Annotated in this window: 15 protein-coding genes and 1 pseudogene; 3 read left to right on the forward strand and 13 right to left on the reverse strand. The window is 72.0% G+C overall.

Features of this window, described 5'->3' with window-relative positions; genetic code table 11:
* Positions 1-14 precede the first annotated feature (14 nt).
* The 8 genes and pseudogenes from O7553_RS15225 to uvrA all read right to left on the reverse strand — a co-directional run.
* Positions 15-1,220: a phosphoglycerate kinase gene (locus O7553_RS15225; protein WP_281550423.1), complete on the reverse strand. Its 1,206-nt coding sequence runs from the start codon at positions 1,218-1,220 to the stop codon at positions 15-17.
* Positions 1,217-2,221, reverse strand: a complete 1,005-nt coding sequence (gap, locus tag O7553_RS15230) for a type I glyceraldehyde-3-phosphate dehydrogenase (protein ID WP_281550424.1) — start codon at positions 2,219-2,221, stop codon at positions 1,217-1,219. The genes O7553_RS15225 and gap overlap by 4 nt, the downstream gene beginning before the upstream one ends.
* Positions 2,222-2,482: 261 nt before the next feature.
* Positions 2,483-3,463: a DNA-binding protein WhiA gene (whiA, locus tag O7553_RS15235; protein ID WP_123602428.1), complete on the reverse strand. Its 981-nt coding sequence runs from the start codon at positions 3,461-3,463 to the stop codon at positions 2,483-2,485.
* Positions 3,464-3,516: 53 nt separating this feature from the next.
* Positions 3,517-4,503, reverse strand: coding sequence for a uridine diphosphate-N-acetylglucosamine-binding protein YvcK (gene yvcK / locus O7553_RS15240; RefSeq protein ID WP_281550425.1), 987 nt, complete (start codon positions 4,501-4,503; stop codon positions 3,517-3,519).
* A complete protein-coding gene (gene rapZ / locus O7553_RS15245) occupies positions 4,500-5,372 on the reverse strand; it encodes an RNase adapter RapZ (protein ID WP_281555620.1) in 873 nt (290 codons plus the stop codon). Before rapZ ends, yvcK begins: the two co-directional genes overlap by 4 nt.
* Before the next feature lie 189 nt (positions 5,373-5,561).
* Positions 5,562-7,523 carry an excinuclease ABC subunit UvrC gene (gene uvrC / locus O7553_RS15250; RefSeq protein WP_281550426.1) on the reverse strand — a complete coding sequence of 654 codons (1,962 nt, stop codon included), beginning with the start codon at positions 7,521-7,523 and terminating at the stop codon, positions 5,562-5,564.
* Between the two features lie 91 nt (positions 7,524-7,614).
* Positions 7,615-8,124, reverse strand: a complete 510-nt coding sequence (locus O7553_RS15255; protein ID WP_281550427.1) for a Rieske (2Fe-2S) protein — start codon at positions 8,122-8,124, stop codon at positions 7,615-7,617.
* 232 nt (positions 8,125-8,356) lie between these two features.
* Positions 8,357-11,254: pseudogene (uvrA, locus tag O7553_RS15260) on the reverse strand (excinuclease ABC subunit UvrA); the annotation flags it as partial.
* Positions 11,255-11,659: 405 nt separating this feature from the next.
* Between uvrA and O7553_RS15265 the strand changes: the two are divergent.
* Positions 11,660-12,784 (forward strand): LCP family protein, encoded by a 1,125-nt coding sequence (locus O7553_RS15265; RefSeq protein WP_281550429.1) that lies wholly within the window; start codon positions 11,660-11,662, stop codon positions 12,782-12,784.
* A 7-nt stretch (positions 12,785-12,791) separates the two neighbouring features.
* Here the strand turns inward: O7553_RS15265 and rsgA are convergent, their stop codons facing one another.
* Complete coding sequence (gene rsgA / locus O7553_RS15270; protein WP_281550430.1) at positions 12,792-13,859, reverse strand: ribosome small subunit-dependent GTPase A; 1,068 nt, start codon at positions 13,857-13,859, stop codon at positions 12,792-12,794.
* Between the two features lie 210 nt (positions 13,860-14,069).
* Between rsgA and O7553_RS15275 the strand changes: the two genes are divergently transcribed.
* A complete protein-coding gene (locus O7553_RS15275; protein WP_281550431.1) occupies positions 14,070-14,723 on the forward strand; it encodes an MBL fold metallo-hydrolase in 654 nt (217 codons plus the stop codon).
* A 33-nt stretch (positions 14,724-14,756) separates the two neighbouring features.
* Here the strand turns inward: O7553_RS15275 and O7553_RS15280 are convergent, their stop codons facing one another.
* From O7553_RS15280 to O7553_RS15295, 4 genes are all read right to left on the reverse strand, one after another.
* Positions 14,757-15,656 (reverse strand): SDR family oxidoreductase, encoded by a 900-nt coding sequence (locus O7553_RS15280; protein ID WP_281555621.1) that lies wholly within the window; start codon positions 15,654-15,656, stop codon positions 14,757-14,759.
* 107 nt (positions 15,657-15,763) lie between these two features.
* Complete coding sequence (locus O7553_RS15285) at positions 15,764-16,582, reverse strand: peptidoglycan recognition family protein (protein WP_281550432.1); 819 nt, start codon at positions 16,580-16,582, stop codon at positions 15,764-15,766.
* A gap of 419 nt (positions 16,583-17,001) precedes the next feature.
* Positions 17,002-18,618 carry a CocE/NonD family hydrolase gene (locus O7553_RS15290; RefSeq protein ID WP_281555622.1) on the reverse strand — a complete coding sequence of 539 codons (1,617 nt, stop codon included), beginning with the start codon at positions 18,616-18,618 and terminating at the stop codon, positions 17,002-17,004.
* A gap of 46 nt (positions 18,619-18,664) precedes the next feature.
* Positions 18,665-19,186, reverse strand: a complete 522-nt coding sequence (locus O7553_RS15295) for a MarR family transcriptional regulator (protein WP_281550433.1) — start codon at positions 19,184-19,186, stop codon at positions 18,665-18,667.
* Between the two features lie 125 nt (positions 19,187-19,311).
* On the opposite strand from O7553_RS15295, the gene O7553_RS15300 reads away from it, so the two are divergent.
* Positions 19,312-21,459 carry an MMPL family transporter gene (locus tag O7553_RS15300; protein ID WP_281550434.1) on the forward strand — a complete coding sequence of 716 codons (2,148 nt, stop codon included), beginning with the start codon at positions 19,312-19,314 and terminating at the stop codon, positions 21,457-21,459.
* The last annotated feature ends 2 nt before the right edge of the window (positions 21,460-21,461 follow it).

Raw genomic sequence — 21,461 nt, forward strand, 5'->3', positions numbered from 1 at the left:
CTCAGGCACTGCTCTCACTTCTCCAGGGCGGCGATGCCGGGCAGGGTCTTGCCCTCCAGGTACTCCAGCGAGGCGCCCCCGCCGGTCGAGATGTGCCCGAAGGCGGACTCGTCGAGACCGAGGGTGCGCACCGCGGCCGCCGAGTCGCCGCCACCGACGACGGTGAAGCCGTCGACCTTGGTGATCGCCTCGGCAACGCCCCGGGTGCCGGCGGCGAACGGTGCCAGCTCGAACACACCCATCGGGCCGTTCCAGAACACCGTCCGCGCGGTCGACAGGGCCTCGGCGAACGCGGCGACGCTGCGCGGGCCGATGTCCAGCCCGAGCCGGTCGGCCGGGATCGCGGCGGCGTCGACCACGTCGTGGTCGGCGTCGGCGGCGAACGCGGTGGCGGCCACCACGTCCACCGGCAGCACGATCTTGCCGGCCGCCCGCTCCAGCAGGTCGCGGCAGGTGTCGACCATCTCGGCCTCCAGCAGCGACTTGCCGACCTCGTGGCCCTGGGCCTTGAGGAAGGTGAAACACATGCCGCCGCCGACCAGCAGCTTGTCGACGGTCGGCAGCAGCGCCTCGATGACGGCGAGCTTGTCGGAGACCTTCGACCCGCCGAGCACCACCACGTACGGCCGCTCCGGTGCGCCGGTCAGCTTGCCGAGCACCTCGACCTCACGGTGCACCAGCTTGCCGGCGACGTGCGGCAGCCGCGCCGGCACGTCGTACACGCTGGCGTGCTTGCGGTGCACGGCGCCGAACGCGTCGTCGACGTACGCGTCGGCGAACGCCGCCAGCTGGTCGGCGAAGGCACCCCGCTCATCGGCGTCCTTGCTGGTCTCCCCCGGGTTGAACCGCAGGTTCTCCAGCAGTGCGACCTGGCCGCCGGTCAGGCCGGCGACGGTGGCCTGCGCCGAGGTACCGACGGTGTCGGTGGCGAACGCGACCGGCGTGCCGAGCAGTTCGCCGAGCCGGGCGGCGACCGGGGCCAGGGTGTACTTCGGGTCCGGGGCGCCCTTGGGCCGGCCCAGGTGGGAGCAGACCACCACGGCCGCGCCGGCGTCACGCAGCGCGGTCAGGGTGGGCAGCACCGCACGGATCCGGCCGTCGTCGGCGATGACCCCCGGGTTGTCCTTCTCGAACGGGACGTTCAGGTCGGCGCGCAGCAGCACGCGCCGACCCGACACACCCTCGGCGAGAAGGTCGTCGAGAGTGGTTACCTGGCTCACAGGGACGCGCCCACCAGCTTGACCAGGTCCACCAGGCGGTTGGAGTAGCCCCACTCGTTGTCGTACCAGCCGACGACCTTGACCTGGTCGCCGATCACCTTGGTCAGGCCGGCGTCGAAGATGCACGACGCCGGATCGGTGACGATGTCGGCCGACACGATCGGGTCCTCGGTGTAGGTGAGGATGCCGGCCAGCGGGCCCTGCGCGGCGGCCTTGACCGCGGCGTTGACCTCTTCGACGGTGGTCTCCCGGCCGACGGTGACGGTCAGGTCGGTGGCCGAGCCGGTCGGGATCGGCACCCGCAGCGCGTAGCCGTCCAGCTTGCCCTTGAGCTCCGGCAGCACCAGGCCGATCGCCTTGGCGGCACCGGTCGAGGTCGGCACGATGTTCAGCGCGGCGGCGCGGGCCCGGCGCAGGTCGGAGTGCGGGCCGTCCTGCAGGTTCTGGTCCTGGGTGTACGCGTGGATGGTGGTCATCAGGCCACGCTCGATGCCGAACGTGTCCTGCAGCACCTTCGCCATCGGGGCGAGGCAGTTGGTGGTGCAGGAGGCGTTCGAGATGATCGTGTGCTTCGCCGGGTCGTACTGGCCGTCGTTGACGCCGAGCACGACGGTGAAGTCCTCGTTCTTGGCCGGGGCCGAGATGATCACCTTCTTGGCGCCGCCGTCGACGTGCGCCTTGGCCTTGGTCGCGTCGGTGAAGAAGCCGGTCGACTCGATCACCACGTCGGCGCCGAGCTCACCCCAGGGCAGCTTGGCCGGGTCGCGCTCGGCGAGCGCCTTGATGGTCTGCCCGCCGACGGTGATCTCGTCGCCGCTGGCCTTCACCTCGTGCGGCAGCCGGCCCAGGATGCTGTCGTACTTGAGCAGGTGCGCGGTGGTCGCGGTGTCGCCCAGGTCGTTGAAGGCGACGATCTGGATGTCCGCGCCGGAGGCGAGCACCGCCCGCGTGAAGTTACGGCCGATACGGCCGAAGCCGTTGATGCCAACCCGGATGGTCACAGGTCCCATCTCCTTGCTTCTCGCCCGTCCGGGCCGGAGCCGGACGGATTGGTGTGCGCCGACCGCGTGGCGGGCCGGGCGCCGATCAGATGATCCGGCTGGTCACGCCGCAGCCGTACGTGGCTCGGGCGGGACACCCGAGGCGGTGGTCGCGGCGGGAGAGCCGGGTGCCGGCCCCGTCGCCGTACACTGCGACCCTATCCGAGAAGCCCGTGCCGTGTTGCGCCGGGGCGTCCGGTCACCCTGGTTCACAACTGGTGTTCACCCGACGAGCATCTCCGCCGTCACCGCGTCCTCGGTGTCCGGAATGCCGAGATCGCGGGCCCGTTTGTCGGCCAGCGCCAGCAGCCGCCGGATCCGCCCGGCGATCGCGTCCTTGGTCAGTGGCGGGTCGGCCAGCGCACCCAGCTCCTCCAGCGACGCCTGGCGGTGCTCCAGCCGCAGCCGGCCCGCCGACGTCAGGTGCCGTGGGGCGTCGTCGGCGAGGATCTCCAACGCCCGGGTTACCCGGGCGGCGGCGGCCACCGCCGCGCGTGCCGAGCGGCGCAGGTTGGCGTCGTCGAAGTTGGCCAGCCGGTTCGCGGTGGCCCGCACCTCCCGGCGTACCCGCCGCTCCTCCCAGGTCAGCACGCTGGAGTGCGCGCCGATCCGGGTGAGCAGCGCGGCGATCGCGTCACCGTCCTTGACCACCACCCGGTCCACGCCGCGCACCTCGCGTGCCTTGGCGGCGATCCCCAGCCGCCGGGCGGCACCGACCAGCGCCAGCGCCGACTCCGGCCCCGGGCAGGTGATCTCCAACGCACTGGACCGGCCCGGCTCGGTCAACGACCCGTGCGACATGAACGCGCCCCGCCAGGCCGACACGGCGCAGCAGACGTTCGCCGACACCAGGTGCGGCGGCAGGCCACGCACCGGCCGACCCCGAACGTCCAGCAGCCCGGTCTGGCGGGCCAACGCCTCACCGTCCTTGACCACCCGGATGATGAAGTGGTTGCCCTTACGCAGCCCGCTCGGGCTCAGCACGTGGATCTCACTCGAGTAGCCGTAGACGTCGGCCACCTCCCGGCGCAGCCGCCGGGCGACCGCGTTGGTGTCCAGTTCGGCCTCGACGACGACCCGGCCGGCGACGATGTGCAGCCCGCCGGAAAAGCGCAGCAACGCGGCCATCTCGGCACGACGGCAGCACGGCTTGGGCACGTCGACCCGGCTCAGCTCGTCCTTGACGGCAGCGGTCATCGCCATAGTCATTCACCTCACGGGGGCCGGTTAGACGGCGGGTACCGATACGTACGTGCTTAACGAGCGGACCCCAGGACAGGCACCAGGGCGGCACCCAACGCGACCGGATCGTGCCGGGGGCTGCCGTCGGCGACCGCCAACGGGGCGAGCGTCAAACGCGCACCCAGCGATTCTGCCGCACGGGCCGCCGGCTCGGGATCGCCGACCGCCGTACCGTCGGCGAGCACCGTGTCGACCTGCAGCTGCGGCAGGTACCAGCTGAGCGCGGCGAGGTGGTCGGCGACCGACAGCCCGAGGGTCTCCTTCTCCGCCGCCAGGTTCAGGGTGACCAGCCGACGGGCCGGGCTGGCCACGATCGCGGCGGCCAGGTCCGGCACCAGCAGATGCGGGATGACGCTGGTGTACCAGCTGCCCGGCCCGAAGATCAGCCAGTCGGCGTCGCGCACCGCCGCCAGCACCGGCCGGCAGGCGGCCGGCGCCTTCGGCTGCAGCCGTACCGACTCGACCCGGCCCCGGGTGACCGCCACCGCGTGCTGGCCCCGGACGGTGATTACGTCGGCCGGCCGGCGCGGGTCGCCGCCGCACACGTCGGCTTCGATCGACACCGGCTCGCAGGACATCGGCAGCACCCGGCCGGTCGCGCCGAGCAGCCGGCCGACGTGGTCGAGCGCGGCGACCGGGTCGCCGAGCAGCTCCATCAGCCCGCACAGCACCAGGTTGCCGACCGCGTGCCCGGTGAGTGGGTCAGGACGGTCGGTCGCCGGCGCCTCCCCCGGCACCGGCACGAACCGGTGCTGGAACAGCTCGGCGGTCAACTGGTCGGCCGACGCCGGCCCGGCCAGCGCGGCGAGCGCCTGACGTAGATCGCCGGGGGGCAGCGCGCCACGGTCGGCCCGCAGCCGGCCACTCGACCCACCGTCGTCACCGACCGTGACCACCGCGGTGAGGTCCAGCGCCAGCTCGGCACCGGCGTGACGCAGGCCACGCAGCGAGGCGGCCAGCCCGTGCCCGCCGCCGAAGGCCACCACCCGCAGTGCGCTCACTCGCGCCCCAGGTCACGGTGCTGGGCGTTGACCGACAGCCGGGCCTGACGCAGCCGTACGGCGAGCTCCTCGGCGATCGCCACGCTGCGGTGCTTGCCGCCGGTGCAGCCGACCGCCACGGTCAGATAGCGTTTGCCCTCCCGCTCGAACCCGGCGGTGGTGGCGTTGACCAGCTCGGCGTAGTTGCGGACGAAGTCGTCGGCGCCTTCCTGGCTGAGCACGTACCCGCTGACCGACGCCTCCCGGCCGGTGTACTCGCGCAGATCCGGGACCCAGTACGGGTTGGGCAGGAACCGCGCGTCGATCACGAAGTCGGCGTCCGGCGGCAGCCCGTACTTGAAGCCGAACGACAGCACGGTGATCCGCAGCCGGCGGGCGTCCTCGCCGCCGAACAGCTCCTCGACCCGGCGCCGGAGCTGGTTCTCGTTCAGATGGCTGGTGTCGATGATCACATCGGCCTGGTCGCGGGCCTCGGCGAGCAGCTCCCGCTCGGCGGCGATGCCGTCCGCCAGCCGACCGTCACCCTGCAGCGGATGCGAGCGCCGGACACTTTCGAACCGGCGGATCAGCACGTCGGCGGCGGCGTCGACGAAGACCACCCGGGGCTGGTATCCGCGCTCCTTGAGCGCCCGGATCGCGCCGACCAGGTCGGTGGAGAAGGCACGGCTGCGCACGTCCAGCACCATCGCGGTACGCCGGGCCGCCCCGCCGGCCCGCATCGCCAGCTCGGCCATGTCGAGCAGCAACGCCTGCGGCAGGTTGTCCACCACGTAGTAGCCGACGTTTTCCAGGGCCCGGGCCACCGTGCTGCGTCCGCCCCCGGACACCCCGGTCACCACGACCAGCCGGGCCTCGTTCTGGTCGGCCACGGTGCCGGCCGGTTCGCCGTCGTGTACGGCGCTGCTGGCCAGGTCGTCGACCGCCGCGACGCTGGCCGGTGTGTCGTCGGCCGGCCGGGTGATGTCGTCGCCCGGGTTCGGGCTGTTCTGCCTCACGGTCCTCCTGCCTCGGGTACGCGGCGCGCCAGGTGCGCGCAGGTCGGCACCACAGATGGGATTCTAGGTGCGATCCGCGCCGTCATCCGAGGACCCGGCGAGCGCAGCGACGATCGTCTCCGCGGTCCGCCGTCCGATGCCGGGCACCTCGGTGATCTCGTCGACGGTCGCCGAGGCGATCCGCCGGACCGAACCGAAGTGCCGAAGCAGCGCCTTGCGGCGGGTCTCGCCGAGCCCGGGCACCTGGTCCAGCCCGGAGGCGGTCATCCGCTTCGACCGGCGCTGCCGGTGGTAGGTGATCGCGAACCGGTGTGCCTCGTCGCGGATGCGTTGCAGCAGGTAGAGCCCTTCAGAGGTGCGCGGCAGGATCACCGGGTAGTCGTCGCCGGGCAGCCACACCTCCTCCAGCCGCTTGGCCAGCCCGCACAGCGCCACGTCGTCGACGCCGAGCTCGGCCAGCACCGCCGCGGCGGCCTGCACCTGCGGCGCACCGCCGTCGACCACAACCAACTGCGGCGGGTACGCGAACCGGCGCGGCCGCCCGGTCTGCGGGTCGACGCCCGCCGGCAGCTGCCCCACGTCCACGGCCGGCGGCGCCGGTACGTCATCAGCAGGCACCGACCGTTCGGGGGCGGGCTGGCGATGGCGGGCGAAGCGTCTGCGCAGCACCTCGCTCATCGCGGACAGGTCGTCGGTCGCGCCGCGGACCGCGAACCGGCGGTACTCGGCCTTGCGGGGCAGCCCGTCCTCGAACACCACCAGGCTGGCCACCACGTCGGTGCCCTGGATCTGCGACACGTCGAAACACTCGATACGCAGCGGCGCGGCGGCCAGCCCCAGGGCCTCGGCGATCTCCTCCAACGCCTGGCCGCGGGTGGTCAGGTCACTGGCCCGGCGCAGCTTGTGCCGGGTCAACGCCTCGCCGGCGTTGCGGGCCACCGTCTCCATCAGGGCGCGCTTGTCGCCGCGTTGCGGCACCCGCAGCGTCACCCGGCCGCCCCGGCGGGCGGTCAGCCAGTCGGCGAGCGCCGGCGCGTCGGCCGGCAGCTCGGGCACCAGCAACTCCCGGGGCACGTCGGTCTCACCCTGTTCGGGGCCGTACACCTGGGTGCAGAAGTGATGGACGAGGTCGGCGGTGGTCAGCTGCTCGACCTTCTCCACCACCCAGCCGCGCTGACCGCGTACCCGGCCGCCGCGGACGTGGAACACCTGCACCGCGGCTTCGAGCGGGTCCTCGGCGAAGGCGACCACGTCGGCGTCGGTGCCGTCACCGAGCACGACGGTCTGCTTCTCCATCGCCTTGCGCAGCGCGGCGACGTCGTCACGCAGCCGGGCGGCCCGTTCGAACTCCAACGCCTCGGCGGCGTCGTGCATGTCCCGCTCCAACCGGCGCACCATGGTGTCGGTGCGCCCGGCCATGAAGTCGCAGAACTCGTCGACGATTGCCCGGTGCCCGGCGGCGTCGACCCGGCCGACGCACGGTGCCGAGCACTTGCCGATGTCGCCGAGCAGACACGGCCGCCCGACCTGGCCGGCCTGCCGGAACACCCCGGCCGAGCAGGTCCGCGCCGGGAAGACCCGCAGTAGCAGGTCGAGGGTCTCGCGGATCGCCCAGGCATGCGAGTACGGCCCGAAGTAACGCACCCCTTTGCGTTTCGCCCCGCGCATCACCTGCAGCCGGGGAAACTCCTCGTCCAGCGTCACCGCCAGGTACGGGTAGGACTTGTCGTCCCGGTAGCGGACGTTGAACCGGGGGTCGTACTCCTTGATCCAGAGGTACTCCAGCTGCAGCGCCTCGACCTCGCTGCCGACGGTCACCCAGTCGACCGACGCGGCGGTGGTGACCATCTGCTGGGTGCGCTGGTGCAGCTGCCACAGGTCGCCGAAGTAGGAGTTGAGCCGGCTGCGCAGGCTCTTGGCCTTGCCGACGTAGATGACCCGCCCGGTGGGATCACGGAACCGGTAGACCCCCGGCGAGTCCGGGATGGTGCCGGGGGCAGGGCGGTAGCTGGACGGATCTGGCATCGCCGTCAGCGTAGTCCAGGGCTGTGACAGCTCCGGTCGTCCGCGTCCGCGTGGGCGGCACGCACCCGGCGGACGCGGACGACCGGACCCGTCAGGCCACCGAGATGGTCTCGCCGTCGACGGTAATGGTCTTCTCCTCCAGCGGCGCCGACGCCGGGCCGGAGAGCACCGAGCCGTCGGAAATGGAGAAGCTGCTGAAGTGGCAGGTGCAGTTGATGGTGCCACCGTCGAGGTTGGCCACCGGGCAGCCCTGGTGGGTGCAGACGTTGCTGAATGCCTTGAACTCTCCCTCGGCGGGCTGGGTGACCACGACCCCCTGGGCGGCGAGGATGATACCGCTGCCGACCGGCACCTGGCCGGTGGTGAGCCCGTCGCCGCCGGACCCGGTGTCGCCGCCGCCGTCCGTTCCGCTGTCCGTACCGCCGTCCGTGCCGGCGGGCTGGCCCGCGTCGACCGGCGCGTTCGCACCGTCGCCCAGGTCGTCGTCGGTACCGGTGCCGCAGGCGGCGAGCGCCACGGTCGCTCCGACCCCGCTTGCGCCGATCAGCAGCGCCCGGCGGCTGGTCGGACCGGTGTCGGTCGTCGTCTGGTGCTCAGTCATTCAGCTTGCCTCCTGTCAGTTGCCACGGCTGGTCGTCCGTGGCCACGCCAGTAGAAACGGCGACGCGTCACGAACGGTTCATCCCGGTATGACGGTAGGACCATGATTCATACGCAGCCGTAGACGCCGCTGTACGGGAGCTGTGTCAATGCTGTGCGACGGCTTCGGCCGCCCGGCGCCCACCAGTGCCGCGCTTGGCTCTGGCCGTCGGGCTCTTCGTCCGGCCGGGCGTACCGTTGGCCTTCGCGGCCCGCGCGGACGCGGCGGCGGCTCCACCGGCGTCGCCGGCGCGGCCCAGGACCGGGCGCAGGAACGCCCCGGTGTGGCTCTCGGCGACCTCGGCGACCTCCTCCGGCGTGCCGGCGGCCACCACGGTGCCGCCCCGGTGCCCGCCCTCCGGCCCCATGTCGATCAGCCAGTCGGCGGTCTTGATCACGTCGAGGTTGTGCTCGATGACCACCACGGTGTTGCCCTTGTCGACCAGACCGGCCAGCACGGTCAGCAGCTTGCGGATGTCCTCGAAGTGCAGCCCGGTGGTCGGCTCGTCGAGCACGTAGACGGTCCGGCCCGTGGAGCGTTTCTGCAACTCGGAGGCGAGCTTGACGCGCTGTGCCTCGCCGCCGGACAGGGTCGGCGCCGGCTGGCCGAGCCGTACGTAGCCCAGGCCGACGTCGACCAGGGTCTTCAGGTGCCGGTGGATCGCCGGGATGGCCTCGAAGAAGTCGGCAGCCTCCTCGATCGGCATCTGCAGAATCTCGGCGATGGTGCGGCCCTTGTAGTGGACCTCGAGGGTCTCCCGGTTGTACCGGTCGCCCTTGCAGACCTCGCACGGCACGTAGACGTCCGGCAGGAAGTTCATCTCGATCTTGATGGTGCCGTCGCCCGAGCACGCCTCGCACCGGCCGCCCTTGACGTTGAACGAGAACCGCCCCGGACCGTAGCCGCGCACCTTGGCCTCGGTCGTCTCGGCGAACAACCGGCGGACGTGGTCGAACACCCCGGTGTAGGTCGCCGGATTCGACCGTGGGGTACGGCCGATCGGCGACTGGTCGACGCCGACGACCTTGTCCACGTGGTCCAGCCCGGTGATCCGGGTGTGCCGGCCGGGCACCAGCCGGGCGTTGTTGATCTGGTTGGCCAGTACGGTGTAGAGGATGTCGTTGACCAGCGTCGACTTGCCGGAGCCGCTGACCCCGGTGACCGCGATCAGCTGGCCGAGCGGGAACGTGACGGTCAGGTTGCGCAGGTTGTGCTCGCGGGCGCCGTGCACCACCAGCTCCCGGCCGGCCGTCGCCGGCCGCCGGGTGGCCGGCACCGGGATCGCCCTGCGACCGGACAGGTACGCCCCGGTCAGCGACTCGTCGCTGGTCAGTAGCTCGTCGACCGGCCCGCTGTGCACGATCCGGCCGCCGTGCTCACCGGCGCCCGGCCCGATGTCGACGATCCAGTCGGCGGTCCGGATGGTGTCCTCGTCGTGCTCGACCACGATCAGCGTGTTGCCCAGGCCGCGCAGCCGCACCAGGGTTTCGATCAGCCGGTGGTTGTCCCGCTGGTGCAACCCGATCGACGGCTCGTCCAGCACGTACAGCACCCCGACCAGGCCGGAGCCGATCTGGGTGGCGAGCCGGATCCGCTGCGCCTCGCCGCCGGACAGGGTGCCGGCCGGGCGGTCCAGCGACAGGTAGTCCAGTCCGACGTCGACCAGGAACCGCAGCCGGGCGTTGATCTCCTTGAGCACCCGCTCGGCGATCATCTTCTGCCGGTCGGTGAGCACCAGCCCGCCCAGCAGGTCGGCGCACTCGCCGACGGACAGCCCGGTCACCTCGGCGATGTTGCGCCCGGCCACGGTCACCGCGAGCACCTCGGGCTTGAGCCGGGCGCCGCCGCACGACCCGCACGGCACGTCCCGCATGTAGCCCTCGTACTTCTCCCGCGACCATTCCGACTCGGTGTCGGTGTGCCGCCGCTCGATCCACTGCACCACGCCCTCGAAGCCGGTGTAGTAGGACCGCTCCCGGCCGTACTTGTTGCGGTAGCGGACGTGCACCTGGTCGTCGGCGCCGTACAGGATGGTCTTCTGCGCCCGGCTGGGCAGTTTGCGCCACGGGGTGTCCAGGTCGAAGTGCTCCGCCTCGCCGAGCGCGGCCAGCAGCCGGGCGAAGTACTCCTGGGTCTGCCCGCCGGACCACGGCTGGATGGCGCCGTCGCGCAGGGAGCGCTCCACGTCCGGGACGACCAGCTCCGCGTCGACCTCTTTCTTGGTCCCCAGACCGACGCATTCCGGGCAGGCACCGTAGGGCGCGTTGAACGAGAAGACCCGCGGCTCCAGGTCCTCGATCGCCAGCGGATGATCGTTCGGGCAGGCCAGGTGCTCGGAGAAGCGTCGCTCGCGGGCCGGGTCGTCCTCGGCGAGGTCGACGAAGTCGAGCAGCACGATGCCACCGGTGAGGCCGAGCGCCGACTCCACCGAGTCGGTCAGCCGACGCCGGGCGCTGGCCTTGACGGTCAGCCGGTCGACGACCACCTCGATCGTGTGCTTCTCCTGCTTCTTGAGCTTCGGCGGCTCGGTCAACGGGTGGACCACGCCGTCGACCCGGGCCCGGGCGTACCCCTTGGCCTGCAGATCGGCGAAGAGGTCGAGGTACTCGCCCTTGCGCCCGCGCACCACCGGGGCGAGCACCATGAACCGGGTGCCCTCGGGCATGGCCAGCACCCGGTCGACGATCTGCTGCGGGGTCTGTCGGGAGATCCGCTCGCCGCAGACCGGGCAGTGCGGCTCGCCGACCCGGGCGAAGAGCAGCCGCAGGTAGTCGTAGACCTCGGTGATCGTGCCGACGGTGGACCGCGGGTTGCGCGAGGTGGACTTCTGGTCGATGGAGACCGCCGGAGACAGCCCTTCGATGAAGTCGACGTCCGGTTTGTCCATCTGGCCGAGAAACTGCCGGGCGTACGACGACAGCGACTCGACATAGCGCCGCTGTCCCTCGGCGAAGATGGTGTCGAACGCGAGGCTCGACTTGCCCGAGCCGGACAGCCCGGTGAACACGATGAGCGCGTCACGTGGCAGGTCAAGGCTGACGTCGCGGAGGTTGTGCTCACGCGCGCCACGGATGATCAATCGGTCGGCCACGGTCCGCCTGCTCCCGTAGAGGCTCACAAGATCTGCGTTGGTCGGGTGTCTGAATCGTCATTTTCGTCGCTTCTAGCCAGTGGTCTGTAGCTGACCTGGCCGACGCCCCGGCAACTGTAGCCCCAGGCTCCGACAACTCTGCCCGACACACGTCGTCACCCGATCGAGGTACCCCGGAACCAGTCCCGCCGATACCGCCCGGGCGGGCCGGATCGGCCGGCATACTGCACATACTGGTCAAGTCACCCATTGACCTGGCGTGGAGCAGGGGGTTCCTCCACGTGTCAGCGGGCCGGCCCGTCCGATCGGGGGGTGGGACGGGTCGGCCCCCGCTGCCACCCGGCCGGCAGGACCGACCAAGCCGGCAATGTCGGGCCGGTCAGCGGCACCGTATCCTCTGGTCCCATGTCCGACGCTGTCTCCGACGCCACGGTCGACGCGAACGCTACGCCCGATGCGAGAGTCATGCTCGATACGAATCTCAAACCCGACGCGGCCGTACCCGAAACCGACGGGTCGCCGCCCGGCACGACAGGGCAGCAGCCCTCCCGCCGCCGTGGCGGCCGCTGGCTGCGTCTCGCCCTGCTCGTCACAGGGCTGTCGCTGATCCTGGTGGTCGGCGGTACCGCCGCCGCCGGGTGGCTGTACGCCCGGTCCGTCGAGTCGCACGTCGACAAGGTGGAGATCTTCACCGCACTGCCCGAGGCGCAACGCCCGGTCAAGGCCGTCGAGCAGGCGAGGAACTTCTTGATCGTCGGCAGCGACTCGCGGGATCCGGACACCTCCGGTTCCCGCACCGACACGATCATCCTGGCGCACCTGCCGGCCGACCGCGGCGGCGTACAGATGATCTCCATCCCCCGGGACACCTGGGTCCGGGTGCCGGACCCGGACGGCGGCGACGGCCGCCAAGACAAGATCAACTCCGCGTACGCGACCGGCGGGACGCCGCTGCTGGTGCAGACCGTGGAGGGATTCACCGGGGTCCGGATCGACCACGTGGTGCTCATCGACTTCGCCGGCTTCGCCGAGATCATCGACGCCGTCGGCGGAATCGAACTCGCCGTCGACGAGTCGTTCACCTCGGTCCACCCGCCATACCGGCAGTTCACCGCCGGGCTGCAGCAGATGGACGGCGACACCGCGCTGGACTACGCCCGGCAGCGCAAGCAGTTCGCCGACGGCGACTTCACCCGGGTGCGGCACCAGCAGGAGATCATCGCGGCGGTGCTGGACCAGGCCAGCGGCAGTGGGCTGCTCACCAGCCCGGGCCGGCTCGACGACTTCCTGCGCGCCACCGCCGACGCGGTCACCGTGGACGAGGGCACCTCGGTGTTCGACACGGTGTGGGCGCTGCGGCAGCTGCGCAGCACCGACCTGACCATGCTCACCTCGCCGTCGGCGGGCACCGGTCAGCAGGCCGGGCAGAGTGTCGTGTTCCCCGACGACGCGGCCGCGGCCGACCTGTACGCGGCGGTCCGCGGCGACACCGTCGACGACTGGCTGCGCGAACACCCGACCGGCCGCTGACCCGGCGTCACCGCTGCCGGTTACGTGCCCGGTTCTCCTTCGAGATCCGCTTCCACCTGGCCCGCTCGGCGGCGGCCAGCCGCGCGTCCCGGCGACGCATCTCATGCGCGACCTCCCGCTGCAGGCGCTGCCAACTCTCCCAGCGGCGCACCGGCAGGTCGCCGGACTCGATCGCGGCACGCACCGCGCAGCCCGGCTCACCGCTGTGCGCGCAGTCGGCGAACCGGCAGGCGGCGGCGAGCTCGGCCACGTCGGAGAACGCCTCATCCAGGCCGTCGGCGGAGTCCAGCAGACCCACCGCCCGTACGCCCGGGGTGTCCAGCACCGCCCCGCCGCCGGGGATCGGGATCAGCGCCCGGTAGGTGGTGGTGTGTCGGCCCTTGCCGTCGACCCGACGGATGGCCTGCACCCCCATCACCTCGGTGCCGGCCAGCGCATTCACCAGCGTCGACTTGCCCGCCCCGGACGGCCCCAGCAGCCCCAGGGTGCGGCCGGGCGCCGCGAGCCGGGACACCTCGTCGATGCCGTCACCGCGCTGCGCGCTGACCGCGATGACCGGTACGCCCGGTGCCACGGCGGACACCTGGTCGCCCACCGCCGCCGGGTCGGCCACCGCGTCGCACTTGGTCAGCAGGACCACCGGCTCGGCGCCGGACTCCCAGGCCAACGCCAGGAAGCGTTCGATGCGGCCCAGGTCGGGTGCCGGGTGCATCGGTTCGACGACGGCGGCCGTGTCGACGTTGGCGGCGAGCACCTGCCCGGTGGAGTCCTTGTCGGCGGTACGGCGCACCAGCGCGGTCCGCCGGGGCAGCACCTGCTCGACGGTGGTCCGCTCGTCCGGCCAGGTCCGCACCAGCACCCAGTCGCCGGCGCAGGGCAGGGCCACCGGGTCGGACGCGGCGGCGGTGAGGACCGCGCCGGCGACACTGGCCCGCATCGGTCCGTCGGCCACCAGTACGGTGCACACCCCGCGGTCCACCCGGGCCACCCGGCCGGGCTGGTGGTCGGTGTCGGGAGCCGGCAGGGCACGGTCGTGGAAGGCGTCCCAGCCGAGGGACGCGAGATCGAACGTCATGGGAACCCTTGTCAGGTCGTGGGGTGCCCGCCGGCCGGACCGGCCGGACGACCCCGGTGGGAAGGAGAGGCGGACGGACCGCAGGGGACAGTCACGGTCACCACCACCTCCCTCCGGAGAGCTCTGCCTGACGCGTCACGGCAACGGTAGCCTTCTGACGGCAGCCGGGGAAAGCCAATTCCGCCCAGCCACGACCAGCAGGAGGTTCCGGTGCCCTACCAGGGAGATGTCACCGTCGGCGGCGCGCCGGACGTCCGGGAGCTGACCGGGCTCACCATCACCAAGATCGCGGTCGGGCCGATGGACAACAACTCCTACCTGCTGCGCTGCACCAGCACCGGCGAGCAGGTGCTGATCGACGCGGCGAACGAGGCACCCCGGCTGCTGGAGCTGATCGGGCCGGCCGGGCTCGCCGCCGTGGTCACCACCCACCAGCACATGGACCACTGGGTCGCGCTGGAGGAGGTGGCCGCCGCGACCGGGGCCGCCTCGCTCGCCCACCCGGCCGACGCCGACGGGCTGCCCCTGGTCACCGCCACCATCACCGACGGCGACCGGGTCGCGGTCGGCGACTGTGAACTGGAGGTCGTCCACCTGGTCGGGCACACGCCCGGCTCGGTCGCCCTGCTCTACCGGGATCCGCGCGGGGTGGCGCACCTGTTCACCGGCGACGCGTTGTTCCCCGGCGGGGTCGGCAACACCCGCGGCGACCGGCGCAACTTCCTGTCTCTGATCGACGACGTCGAGCGCAAGCTGTTCGACCGGCTGCCCGACGACACCTGGTTCTACCCCGGTCACGGGAAGGACTCCACGCTCGGTGCCGAGCGTCCGGCGCTGCCACAGTGGCGGACCCGCGGTTGGTGACCCGTCACCGGCGACGCGGCGACGCGGCGACGGTCAGATCGTGCGGCGACCGCCGGTCACGGCGAGCACCTCGCCGGTCGTGTAGCTGGACTCCTGCGAGGCGAAGAAGACGAACGACGGGGCCAGCTCCGCCGGCTGCGCCGGCCGACCGATCGGCGACGTGGTGCCGAACTTGCCCACCGCCTCCGGCGGCATGGTCGCCGGAATCAACGGCGTCCAGACCGGCCCGGGCGCCACCGAGTTCACCCGGATCCCCTGGTCGACCAGGTTCGCCGCCAGCCCTTTGGTGAAGTTCACGATGCCCGCCTTGGTGGTCGCGTAGTCCAACAACGACGGCGACGGATCGAACGCCTGGATCGACGACGTGTTGATGATGCTGGACCCCGGCGGCATGTGCGGCACGGCCGCCCTGCAGATCCAGAACAACGCGTACAGGTTGGTCTTCAGCACCCGGTCGAACTGCTCGGTGGAGATCTCCGCGATCCCCTTCTCCTGCGCCATCTGGTACCCGGCGTTGTTGACCAGAATGTCGATGCCGCCGAGCTCCTCGACGGCGCGTCGCACCAGCTCCACGCACTGATGCTCGGTGGTGATGTCGCCCGGTACCGGCACCGCCCGCCGGCCGGCCGACTCGACCAGCCGGACCGTCTCCCGGGCGTCGCGCTCCTCCTGCGGCAGGTACGACAGCACGACGTCGGCACCTTCCCGGGCGAACGCGAGCGCCACCGCGCGACCGATCCCCGAGTCCCCGCCGGTGATCACCGCCCGCCGGTCGGTCAACCTGCCGGAGCCGCGGTAACTCTCCTCGCCGTGGTCCGGCGGCGGGTCCATCCTGACCCCGGTGCCCGGTGGCGGCTGCTTCTGCACCGGCTGCCCCCGCCGCTGACCGTACTGCTCCGTCGGATCCTGCCGGCTGTGCTGGTCGGCCATGATCGTTCGCTCCTCACGGTACGGGCGCAACGGGTGTGAACACCGCAGCCGTACCCACACCACCCCGGACCGAAACCGCCTGCCGGTTCCCGAACCCAATCGCCGACCGCTCAGTTCTGCAGGAAGCCCTGGGCGACCCGGGCCTCGGCCAGCAACCGGGAGCAGGCCGCCGGGTCGGACTCGGTGATGGTGGGCACCTCGTCCTCGCCGCTGAGGCTGCGCAGGAACGCGAGTTCGGCGGGCCCGATGTGCCGGACCTTGCCGCTGTCGTGCACGACGTAGATCGGGTTCGGGGTCTGGATGGTGCACTGCACGAGGTACATGACGGTGTCTCCCGGGTCGTCGAGGTCGTCGATAATCCATCGTGGTCGGGGTGGTACCGGCGGTCGGATCGCGGTGACGATCTGCGCTGCTCGGGCGACGATCGTCGGTTTCTGAGCGACGATTGCCGGACCGGGACACTGGCTGTGTCCCCAGTCGAAGCCGTTCTCGGCACCCATGCTGTGGTGGCCCAGTCCGCGTTCGCGCGGGCTGTTCGCGTTGCGGACCGGCACGCCGTGTTCGAGGTGTGATCGGGCCAGCAGTTGGGCGTTCGCCTCCAGCTGGGGTGCGGTGAGCCGGTCCGGCAGGAACCCCTCGTTCTCGATACTGAGCCAGGTGCGGTTGCCCGCCCGCTGTGTCCACGCCCGGATCTCGGTGTCGACCATCTGCGCGATGCGCCCGTCCTTGGCCACGACGAAGTGCGACGACACCCGCGACGCGGGGTTGCGCTGCCAGGCGATGGTGCCCTCGAAGTATCCGGCGGCGATGTGCACCACGATGCCGTGGTGCGCGTCGAGGCGGTCCTCCGGCTCGTTCAACGCACCGGTGCCGTTGCCGCTGTTCACGGTGGGACCCCGCCAGGTAGCGAGATCGGTCCAGATTCCCATGTGGTGGTGCCTCCTTTCCCAGCCGGCGGATGGGTGGGTGGGTGGATCGATTCCGGTCGACGTCGGAGGAACGTGGGACCGTGGACCGGCTCGGCCGCCGCCTGCCGGGTGGCCCCGCTCACCGGGGCGGTTCCGCTCGCCGGTGCGGGCGCCGCCGCGACATCAGGTCCACTGTGCGCACCAGCTGGCCAGGCCGGTGACTCACCTCGACTGGCACGTCCGGCGACGACTCGACTCCGGTCCTCCCGGTGTCGTCAGTCCTGGTGACCGACGCCCTCCCGACGGTGCCATGTATCGAGAATAGCGTGACTAGCAAGCTCCTGACCAGGGCGAATAACTCTGAGTATTGGCAACGATGCGCAGGGTGTGAGTCGCTGCCGACTCTGGCCGGATGACACCGGCCCGCCGCCGGAAGATCCTCAGTCCTGTGTGACCGGCAACCAGACCACCGACGGCCGCTGCGGGTCGTGGAAGATCCACCGTTCGCTGCTCCGCAGCCGCGCGGCGGTACCCAGCGGCTCACCAGATCCCGGGTTCCTCGCCCACCGCGGATGCGCGCCACCGCTGACCTGCACCCGTAACCGCTCTCCTGCTGCCAGCCGGCAGGCGGTCGGCCAGAGGGTCACCGGCACCCGGACCACCTCGCCGCCCGCCTCGCCATCCACCCGGGACAGACCATCACAGATGTTCCAGGATCTACCGCGCAGGTCGACGCGGCACAGCCGGACGAACACGTCGAAGTACGCGACGCTGCAGCGGACGTACACCTCGGCCGTCACCGGGCCGATCAGCTCCACCGGCCGGTCCAACGGCCCGCTCGTGTAGGTCAGCACGTCCGGGCGGGCCTCCAGCCCCCGGTTGTCGCGCACCCCGGCGTGCTGGGCGATCAGCATCGGCCCGCCCACCGCCGGAGTCGGTGCGGCCGGGTCGTAGCGGTGCCGGTCCGGCGCCGACCGGGGCGGCACCGACCGGCCCAGCCGACCGCCCGGCCACAGGTACCACCCGGTGGTCGTCACCGGCGGCGGCCAGTCGGCGAGGTCACGCCACCCGGCCCCGGCGACGTGCACCCGCACCGGCCGGTGCCCGGACGCGGCGGGCCCCTCGCCGAAATGGGTCGCGAAGAACTCCGCCGCCTCCCGGTACGCCGTGACGAACAGTCCGGGACTGCCGTGCGTCCACGGCCCGACGATGAGCCGGGGCCGCCGGCCGGCCGCCCGCAACGCCGCGTAGTCGGCCAACTGGGCCGGCAGGAAGATGTCGTGCCAACCGGTCACCATCGACACCGGGGCCCGGACCTGGGCGACCTCGCGGTGGAAGGTGCGGGGCAGCCAGTACGGTGCCGCCGGACGGTGCTGGGTGAGCCACTCCTGGAAGAACGGCACGGTGGCGCCGGTCGCGACCCGGTCGGCCTCGGCCAGTGGCAGGTGCGCCAGACCTGCGGTCAGCCGGGGCAGGCCACGGCGTAGCTCACGCTGGCGGCTCAGCCACGGCACCTGCTGGGCCGACATCAGCTCCGCCCAGGTCAGCACCGTGTCCAGCGAGAAGCCCCCGCCGGCGTACGTGGAGTCGCGGGTCTGCGCGGCGGTGACCACCGCGACCATCGCCCGCAGGTCGTCGCCGGCGTGGGCGGCCGTGGCCCACTGCCCGAAGCCCTGGTAGGAGATGCCGAAGGTGCCGAGCCGGCCGTCGTACCAGGGTTGCCGGCGCAGCCACTCCAGGGTGTCCAGCCCGTCGGCCTGCTCGTGCAGCAGCGGCTCGAACAGCCCGTCGGACCCGAACGTGCCCCGGCAGGACTGGACGACGCAGTGCCAGCCACGGCGGGCGAACAGCAGACCGAGCAGCCGGACCGGACCGCCTCGACCGTACGGGGTCCGGATCAGCACGGTCGGCGCGGTGCCCGCACCCACCGGCCGATAGTGGTCGGTCCGCAGCCGCAACCCGTCGCGGGTCCGCACGGCGAGGTCGCGCCGGATCCGCACCCGCGACGGACCCCCGGTTCCGAACCGCCGCAGGCCCGGGATCCCGAACCGCCGCAGGCCGGCGACACCGTGCCGCCGATCGGGCCGGCCGCCGGCTACGCCGTCAGCGCCCACGGCCACCGTCCCGGGCGGCCGCGCGCACCTCGTCTCGGTGCTCCCGGGTTGACTCGCCCATCGCCGTCAGGAACCGGCGGACCGTCTCCAACTCGTCGTCGGTGAAGTCGGCCATCACGGCGTCGGTACGCCGGCCCAGCGGGGCGAAGAACTCGCGGGCCAGGGTGGCACCCTCGGCCGCGTACCGCAGCCGCACCTTGCGCCGGTCGTCCGGGTCCCGGTCGCGGTAGAGGTGTCCGGCCCGCTCCAGCCGGTCCACCAGTGCGGTGACCGAGCCGGAGGTCAAGTTGAGGTGTGCGCCCAGGCCGCCCGGGGTAATCGGTTCGCCGCTCTGTTCGGCGTCCATCACCGCGATCAGCGCCTGCAGGTCGGTGGCGTGCAGGTCGTGCAGCGCGGCGAAGGCATGACCGACGTGGCCGGCATCGACGGTGTAGCTGCGCAACCGGCGGATGATCTCCGCCACCACCGCTGGCCGACCGCTCGGCCGGGTCCCCCATACACCGGCGCCCACCGTGTGCCCTCCGATCCATGTCCTGACACGACCCTATCCCAGCCCGGCTATAGTCTTGATGAACGAGATACTGGATGGCCGTGAGATTTGGTACCCGCCCAATCGGCGACGAACGAGGTGCAAACATGCCCACACCGCTCGGCACCCGGCTCACCGGCATCATCTGCGGCCGGTGGACCGCCTGGCTGGTCCTGCTCACCGCAGCGGCCTTCTCCGCCGTGGTGATCGGCTTCGCCGGTGACCCCCGCACCGGTGACGACCCCACCGGGGCGCTGCCCGACTCCGCCGAGTCCGTCCAGGTCGCCGAACTGCGCCGGCAACTACCCGGCGGGCAGCTCAACCCGGCCCTCGTCGTCTACTCCCGCGGCGGTGCCCCGCTGACCGCCGACGACGACGCCGCGATCACCGCCGACCGCGCGGCCTTCGCCCGCGACGCCGTCGGCGACGTCGGCCCACCGGTGTACGCCCCCGACCGCACCGCCGCCCTGGTCGCCGTCCCACTACCCGCCGAGATCGACATCGAACGCCTCGGCGAAGTCGTCGACCGGCTCCGCGCCGAGGCCCGCGCCGGACTTCCCACCGGCGCCAAAGCCGAACTCACCGGCGGTGCCGGCTTCACCGCCGACGTCGCCGCCGCCTTCGACGGCGCCAACGTCACCCTGCTCGCCGCCACCGTCGCCGTCGTCGCCGCACTGCTGCTGATCACCTACCGCAGCCCTTGGCTGTGGCTGGTGCCGCTCGCCGTGGTCGGCACCGCCGATGTGGTCAGCAACGGACTCATCGCCATCGTCAGCCGCGCCGTCGACCTGCGGATCGACCCCTCCACCACCGGCATCGTCGACGTCCTCGTCTTCGGCGCCGGCACCAACTACGCCCTGCTGCTGATCGCCCGCTACCGCGAGGAACTGCGCCGCGAACCCGACCGCCGCCGAGCCCTGCGCCGCGCGCTGGGCTCCGCCGGGCCGGCGATCACCGCCAGCGCCCTGACCGTCGTGCTCAGCCTGCTCACCCTGCTCGCCGCCGTACTCGCCAACGACCGCGCGATCGGCGTCGCCGGCGCCGTCGGCATCACCACCGCCATGCTGTACGGCCTGATCGTGCTGCCCGCTGCCCTGTCCGTCTGCGGACGTGGCCTGTTCTGGCCGTTCGTCCCCCGCCCCGGCCAGCCCGACCCCACCCGCAGCGGCATCTGGGCCCGGGCCGGCGCCCTGGTCAGCCGCCGACCCCGCACCGTGCTCGCCGGGTCACTGCTGCTGCTCGCCGTGCTGGCCACCGGCCTGCTCGACGCCCGGATCGGGCTGAGCAAGACCGAACAGTTCCGGGTCAGCGCCGAATCCATCGACGGGCTGGCCACCCTGTCCCGGTCCTTCCCACCCGGGGCCGCCGACCCGGTGATCGTCGTCGCCAATGCCGCCCAGGCACCCGCGGTGCTCGCCGCCGCCGAAACGGTCGACGGAGTCACCAGCGCCCGACCGGCTGGCGGCACCGACGACCTCGCCGTCGTCGAGGTGGTGCTACGCGCCGAACCGGACAGCGCGGAAAGCTACCGCGCCATCCGGGACCTGCGGGCCACGCTCGACTCGGTACCAGCCGCCGACGCCCTCGTCGGCGGCTCGGTGGCCGCGAACCTGGACACCCGCGACGCCGCCCTGCGTGACCTGCGGGTCGTCGTCCCACTGGTGCTCGTGGTGGTGCTGGCGGTGCTGATCGTGCTGCTCCGGTCGATCGTCGCGCCGCTGATCCTGGTCGGTACGGTCGTCGCCACCTTCTTCGCCGCCGTCGGCGCGGCTACCACCCTGTTCACCCAGGTGCTCGGCTACCCGGCGCTGGACACCAGCGTGCCGCTGCTGGCGTTCCTGTTCCTGGTCGCCCTGGGTGTCGACTACAACATATTCCTCACCACCCGGGCCCGGGAGGAGGCGGCCGTCGACGGCACCCGGCAGGGCATGCGGACCGCGCTCGCCGTCACCGGCGGGGTGATCACCAGCGCCGGCATCCTGCTCGCCGCGGTCTTCACCGTCCTCGGCGTGCTGCCGCTGGTCACCCTGACCGAGATCGGGGTGATCGTCGGGTTCGGCGTACTGCTCGACACGTTGCTGGTCCGGACGCTGCTGGTGCCGGCGATCGCGATGGTGCTCGGCCGACGGTTCTGGTGGCCGAGCGCGCTCGGCCACCACCGCGTCCCGGAGCCGGTGCCGGTCAGGGCCGACCCGACGCCGAAGCCGGCCAGGGCCGACCCGATGCCGGGCCGGCGCGCCGATGCCGGAGGATAGGA

This window comes from Solwaraspora sp. WMMA2059 (assembly GCF_027497315.1).
Taxonomy (GTDB): Bacteria; Actinomycetota; Actinomycetes; order Mycobacteriales; family Micromonosporaceae; genus Micromonospora_E.